Origin of the sequence: Citrobacter sp. Cf125, from assembly GCF_030333935.1 — a bacterium.
GTDB classification, from domain to species: domain Bacteria; phylum Pseudomonadota; class Gammaproteobacteria; order Enterobacterales; family Enterobacteriaceae; genus Citrobacter; species Citrobacter freundii.
Window position 1 is genome coordinate 56,958 of the sequence record NZ_JAOWEY010000016.1, and the last position, 12,509, is coordinate 69,466.

Genomic DNA, 12,509 nt, shown 5'->3' on the forward strand with positions numbered 1-12,509 from the left:
CTACTCTGTCGCGCATCATGTTTTCTTGTGGGGAGTTTCCATGCATATCAATATTGCCTGGCAGGATGTCGACACCGTGTTGTTAGATATGGACGGCACGCTGCTCGACCTGGCATTCGATAACTATTTCTGGCAAAAACTGGTGCCGGAAACCTATGGCGCGAAGCAGGGTATCTCTCCCCAGGAAGCCCAGGACTATATTCGTCAGCAGTATCATGCCGTGCAGCATACGCTAAACTGGTACTGCCTGGATTACTGGAGCGAGTGCCTGGATCTGGATATTTGCGCCATGACAACGGAACAGGGACCGCGCGCCGTTTTGCGTGAAGATACCGTACCGTTTCTTGATGCTTTAAAAGCCAGCGGCAAGCGCCGTATTTTGCTCACCAACGCGCATCCGCATAATCTGGCGGTGAAGCTGGAGCATACCGGTCTGGCCTCACACCTTGATTTATTACTTTCCACCCACACATTTGGTTATCCCAAAGAGGATCAGCGGTTATGGCACGCTGTGGCTGAAGAAACGGGAATGAGTGCAGAGAAGACGCTGTTTATTGACGACAGCGAACCCATTCTCGACGCCGCTGCTCTGTACGGTATTCGTTACTGCCTCGGCGTGACCAATCCCGACTCCGGCATCGCCGAAAAGCAGTACGCACGCCATCCGTCACTGAATGACTACCGCCGACTGATCCCCTCACTGATGTGAAGGAGACGCCATGAAAGAAAAGCCCTCTGCTGAAGTCAGGCTGGATAAATGGCTGTGGGCTGCACGCTTTTACAAAACGCGTGCGCTAGCTCGCGAAATGGTTGAAGGCGGTAAGGTGCACTACAACGGCCAGCGCAGTAAGCCGAGCAAGATTGTCGAGCTGAACGCCACCCTCACCCTTCGCCAGGGAAATGACGAGCGAACGGTCATTATCAAGGCCATTACCGAGCAGCGTCGCCCGGCAACGGAAGCCGTTACGCTGTATGAAGAAACCGCGGAAAGCGTGGAAAAACGCGAAAAAATGGCGCTGGCGCGTAAACTTAACGCGTTAACCATGCCGCACCCGGACAGGCGACCGGACAAGAAAGAGCGCCGCGACCTGTTACGATTTAAACATGGCGACAGCGAGTGACTGTCACCTGCAAGAGAGATGATTATGCCGCAACATGACCAATTACATCGTTATCTGTTTGAAAACTTTGCCGTGCGCGGCGAGCTGGTGACCGTTTCGGAAACCCTGCAACAGATCCTCGAAAATCATACTTACCCGCAGCCGGTCAAAAACGTACTGGCTGAGCTGCTGGTTGCCACCAGCCTGCTCACCGCTACGCTGAAGTTTGCCGGTGATATCACTGTGCAGTTGCAGGGTGATGGTCCGCTGAGCCTGGCCGTCATCAACGGCAACAACAATCAGCAGATGCGCGGCGTGGCCCGCATGCAGGGTGATATTCCTGAAGATGCCGATTTGAAAACCCTGGTGGGCAACGGCTACCTGGTGATCACCATTACCCCGGAAGAAGGCGAGCGTTATCAGGGCGTGGTCGGTCTGGAAGGTGACACGCTGGCAGCCTGTCTGGAAGACTACTTCATGCGTTCCGAACAGCTGCCGACACGCCTGTTCATCCGCACTGGCGATGTTGATGGCAAACCCGCTGCTGGCGGAATGCTGCTGCAAGTGATGCCGGCGCAAAACGCACAGGCAGATGATTTCGATCACCTGACCGCCCTGACCGAAACCATCAAGGCCGAAGAGCTGCTGACGCTGCCGGCCAACGAAGTGCTGTGGCGCTTATACCACGAAGAAGAGGTTACTCTCTACGATCCGCAGGACGTTGAGTTCAAATGCACCTGTTCACGCGAACGCTGCGCAGGCGCACTGAAAACGTTGCCGGACGAAGAAGTTGACAGCATTCTGGCGGAAGAAGGCGAGATAGATATGCACTGCGATTACTGCGGTAGCCACTATCTGTTTAACGCCATGGATATTGCAGAGATCCGCAGCAACGCCTCCCCTGCCGATCCACAGGTGCATTAATCACCGTCTTGCCTGAAGGCGCGGCGCTTATCAGGCCTACGGAAAAACTGTCGTAGGCCTGATAAGGCGTTCGCGCCGCTATCCGGCAAAAACGCGGTCGGCAACACACTCACTCGGTGTAATAAGTCATCGGCAGTCTTTTGCCATCAATAGTGATATCCCGCCAGATTCTGGGGGCTGAACCCAGTTGCTGATTCGCCACCGCCTGCAGCAATTTATCCTTATTGAATCCTTCTGGTAGCCTGGCAACAGCTAACAAATCCCATTTGTTTTTCTGCATGCCGAAGACCAGACTCTCCCCATCGCCAAAAGCATATAGCACCTGCTCAGGATGACCATCCGCATTGAGGTCCTGACTCACCAATACGCACGCATTCTGCTCAGCACAAGAGGTGATACGATACCCCTGTGCTTTGACAAACGTCCAGAACGCATCGTCTGGCTTCTCGCTCCCCGGAGCAATCACAACCTTCGATACTAACTGTGTTGCGGTTAGCTCTTTAACCGGATCCCGGCTCCCTTGCAGCAGAGAATTCAAGTCGCGTCTGCGCTTACTGTCTTGATTAAACGCCACATCTTTTTGTAATGCTTCCAACGCTGCGCGCCCCGGTTTTCCGCTGTGATCCAACATATACAGGCTGACCTGATCCGGTTTGATTTTCCCGCTGTGATACAGCCCCATATGGCTGCTAACGCTGATACGCCAGGCATCAATAACCGGCGACGACAGCAGAACCAACAGCCCCAAAGCCAGCAACGAAACGCCAAGAATAACCTGCCCCTGAAGCTCAAGCGGATTGCGCCCGCGGCGTAAAATGCTGGCCAGATAGCCAAACGACCATACCAGCAGTACCACGGCCACCAGCACGCCATACAAACGCTCAGGCGTCCAACCGTACTGCTGTATTCGCACCCACAGCGCCCAACCGGCAATCAGCGTATAGATGGGCGTGATAGCCAGAGCACATTTGATGAGATAGCGTAACGCGCCAGGATAAGGTAGAGCTTCTTTTTGCGGCTCACGCACCATCGCCATGAGCAGCAGCAGGCTAAACGTCAGCGTTGACATCAGCCCTGCCGCGGAAACACGCTGCGAAATAGCCTCCAGCCCGGTGAAAGGCAAAGTCAGCATAAACATCAGCGCGAGTAGCGCCATCAGAGGTAGCAAACCCGTGGCGATTAACGTCAGCAGCTTTTGTACCGCCGCAACCAGACGCGACTGCGTACGCGCCAGTACGACCGCCAACGCGGTAATCAGGCCTAACACGATGTAAGCAAACCAGTCGGTATCAAAAAAAAGCGTTTCAAAGAAAGTAATGCCGACGAGTTTAAACATCTCGCTCCACAGCAGGAGTACCATCCAGAACAACCCGTTGGAAATGAACACAATCAGCAGCGTCAGCGTGTTAAGCCACAATTGTGTATAAAATTGCGCATAGCGTGTCTGTTGGCGGGACGCGCGAAGCGAGTACTGAATCCAGGGCAAGGCAAGCATCGCCATCAGCAGTAAGCGCCAACCGTAGAACATAAAAACTTCATGTTGCCGCCACTTATCACTGTCCTCAACTTGCCACTTTAGCCAGATGCTCATCGCCAGCACCACAACAAAGATCAGCACCATCCAGTACCACAGCGCGCGTTGTTTGAAAGAAACGACAGTAAGCAAAAGTGCCGAGGTGATCGCAATCGTCGCAGGCATGCCATAGAACAGCCAGCCGTCGTTATGGGGCACCAGATATGTCATCAGCAGGTAGCATAATGCCCCCTGCAGCAGGCCGATAAATATCATGCCCAAACGCGTCGTACGTGAAATTTCAGCACTATCCATGTCAGTTTCCAGAATGAAGGGAAAAGCTAATTATCGCATCAACTTCACAATTTTGAGCATTGGTAGGCTGATTTCAGACTAACGCGACGGGAAGTGAATCGATATTGTATATGTATGAGTTACGTTATTTTCTTACGTGAATACGATTACACTCACAAGATTCCCGCCAAAAACACTCTTCATTAACGTTTTAAGAACATTTTCCACAACAAAAAAGGGTTTCCTGCCATAATATCCGCCTCTTTGTGACAGGAGTCGCAGCGTATTCGGTAACCCGTGATTTTCCCGGATGCGTAAATCTATGAGCCTTGTCGCGGTTAGCAATCCCTAAAAAACCTTACTATTCCAGGTAATACATATTGGCTAAGGAGCAGTGAAATGCGTGTGAACAACAGTTTAACCCCGCAAGATCTCAAGGCTTATGGTATCAATGACGTTCAGGATATAGTTTACAATCCAGACTACGACACGCTTTTCCAGGAAGAACTTGATCCAAACCTGGAAGGTTATGAACGTGGCGTGTTAACGAATCTCGGCGCCGTTGCCGTTGATACCGGTATCTTTACCGGACGTTCGCCAAAGGATAAGTACATTGTCCGTGACGACACCACGCGCGACACGCTCTGGTGGTCCGACAAAGGTAAAGGTAAGAACGACAACAAACCGCTCTCCCCGGAAACCTGGCAGCATCTGAAAGGATTAGTTACCCAGCAACTTTCCGGCAAGCGCCTGTTTATCATTGATGCATTCTGCGGTGCTAACGCCGATACCCGTCTTTCCGTGCGCTTCATTACCGAAGTTGCCTGGCAGGCGCATTTCGTCAAAAACATGTTCATCCGCCCAAGCGACGAAGAGCTGGTTGATTTTAAACCGGATTTCATCGTGATGAACGGCGCTAAGTGCACCAACCCACAATGGAAAGAGCAGGGTCTGAACTCTGAAAACTTCGTGGCTTTCAACCTGACTGAGCGTATCCAGCTGATTGGCGGCACCTGGTACGGCGGCGAAATGAAGAAAGGTATGTTCTCCGTGATGAACTACCTGCTGCCGCTGAAAGGCATTGCCTCCATGCACTGCTCGGCAAACGTTGGGGAAAAAGGTGATGTGGCAGTCTTCTTTGGCCTGTCCGGTACAGGTAAAACAACGCTGTCCACCGATCCGAAACGCCGCCTGATTGGCGATGACGAACACGGCTGGGATGACGACGGCGTATTTAACTTCGAAGGCGGTTGCTACGCGAAGACCATCAAACTGTCTAAAGATGCCGAGCCAGAAATCTACAACGCAATTCGTCGTGACGCGCTGCTGGAAAACGTCACCGTGCGCGAAGATGGCTCCATCGACTTCGACGACGGTTCCAAAACTGAAAACACCCGCGTTTCCTACCCGATTTATCACATCGATAATATCGTTAAGCCAGTGTCAAAAGCGGGTCATGCGACCAAAGTGATCTTCCTGACTGCCGACGCATTTGGCGTGCTGCCGCCGGTTTCTCGCCTGACAGCAGACCAAACTCAGTACCATTTCCTGTCTGGCTTCACCGCCAAACTGGCCGGTACCGAACGCGGCGTTACCGAACCGACCCCAACCTTCTCTGCCTGCTTCGGCGCAGCATTCCTGTCTCTGCACCCAACGCAGTATGCAGAAGTGCTGGTGAAACGTATGCAGGCGGCAGGTGCGCAGGCGTATCTGGTTAACACCGGCTGGAACGGTACTGGCAAACGTATCTCTATCAAAGATACCCGTGCGATTATTGACGCCATCCTGAACGGTTCGCTGGATGACGCAGAAACGTTCCGTCTGCCGATGTTTGACCTGGCTATCCCGACCGAGTTGCCGGGCGTGGATACGCGCATTCTCGATCCGCGTAATACCTACGCGTCTCCAGAGCAGTGGCAGGAAAAAGCCAATGCACTGGCGAAACTGTTTATCGAGAACTTCGAGAAATACACCGACACCCCTGCGGGTGAAGCGCTGGTTAGCGCCGGACCGAAGCTGTAATTTTTGATTCGTTATATAGCCCCTTATCCGAGAGGGTAAGGGGTTTTTTATTGTGTTTATCTTTTAAAATGTACTCCGTACACCTATAATCTGTACTATCAACCCCATGCGCAGGACGCGCTATGTTCACATTTATTGAGCTACAAGGATTTAGTAAACGCCGTCCGTTACTTTTGCCTGACGATGAGTTTCGCGCTTTTCAAGAGGCGCTTATAGAGAACCCTGAGGCTGGAGATACTATCGCTGGTACAGGTGGATTCAGAAAAATTCGCTGGAGTCGCTCTGGTATGGGCAAACGCAGCGGTATTAGGGTTATCTATTACAACGTGACGCGCAAAGGTCGAATCTATCTCGCTTTGCTCTATCCTAAAAATGAACAGGATGATTTAACCGAAGAGCAAAAAAGAGTTTTAATGCACTTATCCAATATGCTGATTTAATCATGGGAATTTTAATCATCAGGACACCGCTATCCGGTGTGGTGAGGCCAAAATGAAAGACGAATTATTTGCCGATTTGCTGGCCAGTGCAGAAGAAATGGTGCGTATAGAGAAAGGTGAAGAAACACCTAAGCCTGAACATGTACATACCTTTAGCGAAATTGATGTTAAAGCCATCCGCGAAGCAACAGGGTTACGCCAACAGGATTTTGCCATAGCTGTTGGCGTGAGTTATGACCTGGTTAAAAGCTGGGAAACGAAACGACGCCAGCCGACTGGTGCACCAAGAAAACTGCTTTTATTAATTCAAAAAAATCCATTTATAATTAATCAATTAAAAGCAATTTAAGCCAGAAGTTTTACTCTGTATCCCGTAAACAAAGGGAGGCATTTCGCCTCCCTTTCTTATACGTCTTTCGTGATACCCTGCGCGCGAGTGAAAGGAACCGGAAGCCATGCACGAATCGACAACCCACCACGTTCACTGGTACCAATCTCCAGCATGCCGTTATGGTTATCAATAATACGTTGCACAATCGCCAGACCCAGCCCCGTGCCGCTGGTACTGCGCGCGCTGTCGCCGCGGACAAATGGCTGGAACAGGTGCTTACGCTGCTCCGGCTTGATGCCCGGACCATCATCTTCTACCTGGAACCAGGCGCGATGCGTCTCCGTACCGCTACTGACCTTAATCCAGCCGTTGCCGTAACGGGCGGCGTTAACCACCATATTGGCAACCGCACGCTTGATCGACAGCGGGTGCATCTTCACCTGAATGGCGCCAGGCTGCAGCGCAGTTTCGATTTCACGTTCATAGCCGCTTTCTGCCGCAACCACTTCACCCAGCACCGAGTTCAGATCCGCCATCTCCATCGGCATCTCCTGACCGGTACGCAGGTAATCGATGAACTGCTCGATGATGGCGTTACACTCTTCGATGTCCTTATTGATGGACTCCGCAAGATAACCGTCCTCTTCGCCCATCATTTCCGTTGCCAGACGAATACGCGTCAGCGGAGTACGTAAATCGTGGCTCACGCCCGCCATTAACAGCGTACGGTCATCGGCCAACTGCTTCACACCTGCGGCCATGTGGTTAAAGGCTCGGGTTACGGAGCGCACCTCTGAAGCGCCATACTCACGCAACGGCGGTGGAATGATACCTTTCCCCACCTGCAGCGCCGCATGTTCAAGATCCACCAATGGTCGGTTCTGGATACGGATAAACAGCCACGCGCCACCGATAGCCAGCAGCATAATCGCCAGCGTATAGCGGAACAGCGGTGAGAAATCGCCTTGATGAATTTCCGTAAGCGGCACACGTACCCAGATGTTGGGCGACAGCCAGGTTTTCAGCCACACAACCGGCGAGCTTTTGTTTACCTCGACGCGGACTTCCGTTGGGCCACCCAACTGCTGCGCCATCTGATGGCTTAAGAATTCATAGTGTTGCGCCCAACGCAGTCCGGCTTCTTCAGCGGCCTCGTTGGAATAGAGGGAAATACCCAGCTCACGATAAATTTCCCGACGGAATGCGGGCGGCACCACCAGTTGCGTACCGTCCTCCAGCTGTAGTTTATCGGTCATCAGCATACGAACTTCGTAGGCCAGGACCTTATTAAACTGCTGGAGGCTCGGCAGAATCGCGAAGTTCAGCACTACCAGGTAAGTCGTCACAAGGCTGGCAAACAGCAAGGTGACGATGAGCAATAACGTGCGGGCAAACGAACTTCGTGGCGAGAAGCGCATTCGCCTCATGCTTTAGAACCGTCCGGAACAAAGACGTAGCCCAGACCCCATACAGTCTGAATGTAGCGTGGATGCGCCGGGTCTTCTTCCACCATGCGACGCAGACGGGAAATCTGGACGTCGATAGAACGTTCCATCGCAGAATATTCACGACCACGGGCGAGGTTCATCAACTTGTCGCGGGACAGCGGCTCACGCGGATGGCTGACCAGTGCTTTCAGCACCGCAAACTCACCGCTGGTGAGCGGCATAGGCTCATCTTCACGGAACATTTCACGCGTACCGAGGTTCAGTTTGAACTTACCAAACGCAATAACTGCTTCTTCCTGAGAAGGCGCGCCCGGCAGTTCGTTCGCCTGACGACGCAGCACAGCGCGAATACGCGCCAGCAGTTCACGCGGGTTAAACGGTTTCGGAATGTAATCGTCAGCGCCGATTTCCAGTCCAACGATACGGTCCACTTCTTCGCCCTTCGCCGTAACCATAATGATCGGCATCGGGTTGCTTTGGCTGCGCAGGCGACGGCAAATAGACAGGCCATCTTCTCCCGGCAGCATTAAATCCAGCACCATCAGGTGGAAAGACTCACGGGTCAGCAGACGATCCATCTGCTCAGCGTTTGCGACGCTTCGAACCTGGAAGCCCTGCTCGGTCAGATAACGCTCCAGAAGCGCACGTAAGCGCATGTCGTCATCGACCACCAGAATCTTATAGTTCTCTTGCATTGTTATTACTCCCAAAGGTTCGCAACAATTAAGTGTATATTCTTAAGAAAGCTAACGTGAGTCACCAGCGAATTCTGGTATGAATTCCAGGCTAAATTGTTACAAAGCATATTAAACAGCAGCTTAAGTATACAATGTTTCTCGCAATACATTATTTATTCTGTTGATATGCTCACGTAATACTAATTGTGCGCATCATCACAGAGTCGAAGGTAAAACAATAAGATGAAAACGCCCCTGATAACCCGTGAAGGGTATGAAAAACTCAAACAAGAGCTGAATTATCTCTGGCGTGAAGAGCGCCCGGAAGTCACCAAAAAAGTTACCTGGGCCGCAAGTCTGGGTGACCGCAGCGAAAATGCCGACTACCAGTATAATAAAAAGCGCCTGCGTGAGATCGACCGCCGCGTCCGATATTTGACCAAGTGCATGGAGAATCTGAAAATCGTCGATTACTCCCCGCAGCAGGAGGGCAAAGTCTTCTTTGGCGCATGGGTTGAGATTGAAAATGACGATGGCGACATCCGCAAATTCCGTATTGTTGGCTACGATGAGATCTTCGGTCGTAAAGATTACATCTCTATCGACTCACCAATGGCGCGAGCGCTGCTGAAAAAAGAAGTCGGCGATCTCGCAGTAGTAAACACTCCTGGTGGCGAAGCCAGCTGGTACGTGAACGAGATTGAATACGTTAAGTGAGACCGGAACAATCCGAAGCCCCGGCAGATGGCTGGCATTTTTGTCAGTCAATCCGTATAACTATCCCCTGATTTTTTATCCTATAGACGAAGCTATCCATGATGAATGATTCTTTCTGCCGCATTATCGCAGGTGAAATTCAGGCTCGTGCTGAACAGGTAGAAGCTGCCGTTCGCCTGCTTGACGAAGGGAACACCGTGCCGTTTATCGCACGATATCGTAAGGAAATCACCGGCGGTCTGGACGATACGCAACTGCGTAATCTGGAAATCCGTCTGGGATATCTGCGTGAACTGGAAGACCGCCGTCAGGCAATCCTGAAATCTATCGGCGAGCAAGGCAAACTGACCGACGACCTGGCGAAAGCGATCAACGGCACGTTAAGTAAGACCGAACTCGAAGATCTCTATCTGCCGTACAAACCTAAGCGCCGTACCCGTGGGCAGATCGCCATTGAAGCAGGCCTTGAACCGCTGGCAGACCTGCTGTGGAACGAGCCGTCTCACGACCCGGAAACAGAAGCCGCTAAATATCTCAACGCCGACAACGGCGTGGCGGATATCAAAGCGGCCCTCGACGGCGCACGTTACATCCTGATGGAACGCTTCGCTGAAGATGCCGCGCTGCTGGCGAAAGTGCGTGACTATCTGTGGAAGAACGCGCATTTGGTTTCCACCGTGGTAAGCGGTAAAGAAGAGGAAGGCGCGAAATTCCGCGACTACTTCGATCACCACGAACCGATCTCTACCGTGCCATCCCACCGTGCGCTGGCCATGTTCCGTGGCCGTAACGAGGGCGTGCTTCAGCTTTCGCTGAATGCCGATCCGCAGTTCGATGAGCCACCGAAAGAGAGCCACGGCGAGCAAATCATTCAGGATCACCTTGGCCTGCGACTGAACAACGCACCGGCAGACAGCTGGCGTAAAGGCGTTGTGAGCTGGACATGGCGAATTAAGGTGCTGATGCACCTCGAAACCGAACTGATGGGCACCGTGCGCGAACGCGCGGAAGATGAAGCAATCAACGTCTTTGCCCGTAACCTGCATGACCTGCTGATGGCGGCTCCGGCCGGCCTGCGCGCCACCATGGGCCTCGATCCCGGCCTGCGTACCGGCGTGAAGGTGGCGGTTGTTGACGGTACCGGTAAGCTGGTCGCGACCGACACCATTTATCCACACACCGGTCAGTCCGCCAAAGCCGCCGTTGCCGTTGCGGCGCTGTGTGAAAAATACAACGTTGAGCTGGTGGCGATTGGTAACGGTACAGCGTCGCGCGAAACCGAGCGCTTCTTCCTCGACGTGCAGAAACAGTTCCCGAAAGTCACCGCGCAGAAAGTGATCGTCAGCGAAGCCGGGGCATCGGTTTACTCGGCTTCCGAGCTGGCGGCGCAAGAGTTCCCGGATCTCGACGTTTCATTGCGTGGCGCAGTGTCTATCGCCCGTCGTCTGCAGGATCCGCTGGCTGAGCTGGTGAAAATCGATCCGAAATCCATCGGTGTGGGCCAGTATCAACACGACGTTAGCCAGACACAACTGGCGCGTAAGCTGGACGCGGTGGTGGAAGACTGTGTGAACGCCGTCGGCGTCGATCTCAATACCGCTTCCGTTCCGCTGTTGACCCGCGTGGCCGGCCTGACACGCATGATGGCGCAAAACATCGTCGCCTGGCGCGATGAGAACGGTCAGTTCCAGAACCGTCAGCAACTGCTGAAAGTCAGCCGTCTGGGGCCAAAAGCTTTTGAACAGTGCGCAGGCTTCCTGCGCATCAACCATGGCGATAACCCACTGGATGCCTCCACCGTTCACCCGGAAGCCTATCCGATTGTGGAACGCATTCTGGCCGCTACCGAGCAATCGCTGCGTGACCTGATGGGCAACAGCAACGAACTGCGCAATCTGAAAGCCGCCGATTTTACTGACGAACGCTTCGGGGTGCCGACCGTCACCGACATCATCAAAGAGCTGGAAAAGCCGGGTCGCGATCCGCGTCCTGAATTTAAAACCGCGCAGTTTGCCGATGGCGTCGAAACCATGAACGATCTGCTGCCGGGAATGATCCTGGAAGGGGCGGTCACCAACGTCACCAATTTCGGCGCGTTTGTTGATATCGGCGTTCATCAGGATGGCCTGGTGCATATCTCTTCGCTGTCGAATAAGTTTGTCGACGATCCACACACCGTGGTGAAAGCGGGCGACATTGTGAAGGTGAAAGTGCTGGAAGTGGACCTGCAACGTAAGCGTATCGCGCTGACCATGCGTCTGGACGAGCAGCCGGGTGAAACCAATGCGCGTCGCGGCGGCGGGAATAACGATCGCACTCAGGGCAATCGCCCAGCGCCAAAAGCGGCGAAACCGCGTGGTCGTGACGCCCAGCCTGCGGGCAACAGCGCGATGATGGATGCGCTGGCGGCGGCAATGGGTAAAAAGCGCTAAGTTTAAACCGTGTGCCGGATGACGGAATCAATACCTTATCCGGCATATTTAATATATCCCCCGCTTTTCACCACAATATATTTATCACTTTATTAACAGATGAAACCTTAATTAAACATTAAGATTCTCAATAATTACCTCCGCGAACCATTCTTTCCCTACCAGAATAAATATTGAGGAATATCAAAATTGGCTCAAATTATTATCCAATTGTACATTCCGTCACATTTATTCTATTGATGATAGAAACCATTCTCATTATCATTGTTTTGTTGATTATTTACTCTTTCCTTACGTTGGCTAATCATCTGGTCTCATGCCGCCCTGTCGCCCCATGAGGTAATCATCCAGTTAGCGAGATATAAGTAGGTCCCTATGCAATTCACTCCTGACAGTGCGTGGAAAATTACCGGCTTTGCCCGTGAAATCAGCCCGGCTTATCGTCAGAAACTGTTGTCACTTGGCATGCTGCCCGGCTCCTCCTTCAACGTGGTACGCGTCGCCCCGCTCGGCGATCCTATCCATATCGAAACGCGTCGCGTAAGTCTGGTATTGCGTAAAAAGGATTTGGCGTTATTAGAAGTGGAAGCGGTTTCCTGTTAATACAGTGA

At 52.5% G+C, this 12,509-nt stretch carries 12 protein-coding genes; 9 read left to right on the plus strand and 3 right to left on the minus strand.

The genetic code is table 11. From position 1 onward, the window contains the following. The first annotated feature begins 40 nt into the window (after positions 1-40). The 3 genes from yrfG to hslO are packed head-to-tail and all read left to right on the plus strand — an operon-like array spanning position 41 to position 2,024. Positions 41-709 carry a GMP/IMP nucleotidase gene (yrfG, locus tag OGV89_RS01465; protein WP_003023533.1) on the plus strand — a complete coding sequence of 223 codons (669 nt, stop codon included), beginning with the start codon at positions 41-43 and terminating at the stop codon, positions 707-709. A gap of 10 nt (positions 710-719) precedes the next feature. Continuing rightward, positions 720-1,121, plus strand: a complete 402-nt coding sequence (gene hslR / locus OGV89_RS01470) for a ribosome-associated heat shock protein Hsp15 (protein WP_003837900.1) — start codon at positions 720-722, stop codon at positions 1,119-1,121. A gap of 24 nt (positions 1,122-1,145) precedes the next feature. After that, positions 1,146-2,024, plus strand: a complete 879-nt coding sequence (gene hslO / locus OGV89_RS01475; protein ID WP_003023531.1) for an Hsp33 family molecular chaperone HslO — start codon at positions 1,146-1,148, stop codon at positions 2,022-2,024. 109 nt (positions 2,025-2,133) lie between these two features. Here the strand turns inward: hslO and OGV89_RS01480 are convergent, their stop codons facing one another. Further along, positions 2,134-3,852 (minus strand): DUF4153 domain-containing protein, encoded by a 1,719-nt coding sequence (locus OGV89_RS01480; protein WP_286558048.1) that lies wholly within the window; start codon positions 3,850-3,852, stop codon positions 2,134-2,136. Between the two features lie 378 nt (positions 3,853-4,230). On the opposite strand from OGV89_RS01480, the gene pckA reads away from it, so the two are divergent. The 3 genes from pckA to nadS all read left to right on the plus strand — a co-directional run bounded on the left by pckA (position 4,231) and on the right by nadS (position 6,642). Then, the gene (gene pckA / locus OGV89_RS01485; protein WP_003023529.1) at positions 4,231-5,853 is read left to right on the plus strand and encodes a phosphoenolpyruvate carboxykinase (ATP); all 1,623 of its coding nucleotides are present in this window, start codon (positions 4,231-4,233) and stop codon (positions 5,851-5,853) included. Positions 5,854-5,975: 122 nt separating this feature from the next. Next, positions 5,976-6,293, plus strand: a complete 318-nt coding sequence (locus OGV89_RS01490; protein ID WP_003847996.1) for a type II toxin-antitoxin system RelE/ParE family toxin — start codon at positions 5,976-5,978, stop codon at positions 6,291-6,293. A 52-nt stretch (positions 6,294-6,345) separates the two neighbouring features. Beyond that, positions 6,346-6,642, plus strand: coding sequence for a NadS family protein (nadS, locus tag OGV89_RS01495; RefSeq protein ID WP_003837894.1), 297 nt, complete (start codon positions 6,346-6,348; stop codon positions 6,640-6,642). A gap of 56 nt (positions 6,643-6,698) precedes the next feature. Here nadS and envZ read toward each other — a convergent pair whose 3' ends face one another. Continuing rightward, entirely contained in the window at positions 6,699-8,051 is a 1,353-nt protein-coding gene (envZ, locus tag OGV89_RS01500) for a two-component system sensor histidine kinase EnvZ (protein WP_003837891.1), read from the minus strand. After that, positions 8,048-8,767 (minus strand): osmolarity response regulator transcription factor OmpR, encoded by a 720-nt coding sequence (gene ompR, locus OGV89_RS01505; protein ID WP_001157751.1) that lies wholly within the window; start codon positions 8,765-8,767, stop codon positions 8,048-8,050. Before ompR ends, envZ begins: the two co-directional genes overlap by 4 nt. 225 nt (positions 8,768-8,992) lie before the next feature. Between ompR and greB the strand changes: the two genes are divergently transcribed. From greB to feoA, 3 genes are all read left to right on the plus strand, one after another. Then, positions 8,993-9,466, plus strand: a complete 474-nt coding sequence (greB, locus tag OGV89_RS01510) for a transcription elongation factor GreB (RefSeq protein ID WP_003023524.1) — start codon at positions 8,993-8,995, stop codon at positions 9,464-9,466. A 98-nt stretch (positions 9,467-9,564) separates the two neighbouring features. Beyond that, the gene (locus tag OGV89_RS01515) at positions 9,565-11,898 is read left to right on the plus strand and encodes a Tex family protein (RefSeq protein ID WP_003847997.1); all 2,334 of its coding nucleotides are present in this window, start codon (positions 9,565-9,567) and stop codon (positions 11,896-11,898) included. 375 nt (positions 11,899-12,273) lie between these two features. Next, the gene (feoA, locus tag OGV89_RS01520) at positions 12,274-12,501 is read left to right on the plus strand and encodes a ferrous iron transporter A (RefSeq protein WP_003023519.1); all 228 of its coding nucleotides are present in this window, start codon (positions 12,274-12,276) and stop codon (positions 12,499-12,501) included. Positions 12,502-12,509 lie beyond the last annotated feature (8 nt).

Coding starts and splice junctions, on each gene's coding strand:
- yrfG (WP_003023533.1), top strand. CDS start 41: ATGCATATCAATATTGCCTGGCAGGATGTCGACACCGTGTTGTTAGAT.
- hslR (WP_003837900.1), top strand. CDS start 720: ATGAAAGAAAAGCCCTCTGCTGAAGTCAGGCTGGATAAATGGCTGTGG.
- hslO (WP_003023531.1), top strand. CDS start 1,146: ATGCCGCAACATGACCAATTACATCGTTATCTGTTTGAAAACTTTGCC.
- OGV89_RS01480 (WP_286558048.1), bottom strand. CDS start 3,852: ATGGATAGTGCTGAAATTTCACGTACGACGCGTTTGGGCATGATATTT.
- pckA (WP_003023529.1), top strand. CDS start 4,231: ATGCGTGTGAACAACAGTTTAACCCCGCAAGATCTCAAGGCTTATGGT.
- OGV89_RS01490 (WP_003847996.1), top strand. CDS start 5,976: ATGTTCACATTTATTGAGCTACAAGGATTTAGTAAACGCCGTCCGTTA.
- nadS (WP_003837894.1), top strand. CDS start 6,346: ATGAAAGACGAATTATTTGCCGATTTGCTGGCCAGTGCAGAAGAAATG.
- envZ (WP_003837891.1), bottom strand. CDS start 8,051: ATGAGGCGAATGCGCTTCTCGCCACGAAGTTCGTTTGCCCGCACGTTA.
- ompR (WP_001157751.1), bottom strand. CDS start 8,767: ATGCAAGAGAACTATAAGATTCTGGTGGTCGATGACGACATGCGCTTA.
- greB (WP_003023524.1), top strand. CDS start 8,993: ATGAAAACGCCCCTGATAACCCGTGAAGGGTATGAAAAACTCAAACAA.
- OGV89_RS01515 (WP_003847997.1), top strand. CDS start 9,565: ATGATGAATGATTCTTTCTGCCGCATTATCGCAGGTGAAATTCAGGCT.
- feoA (WP_003023519.1), top strand. CDS start 12,274: ATGCAATTCACTCCTGACAGTGCGTGGAAAATTACCGGCTTTGCCCGT.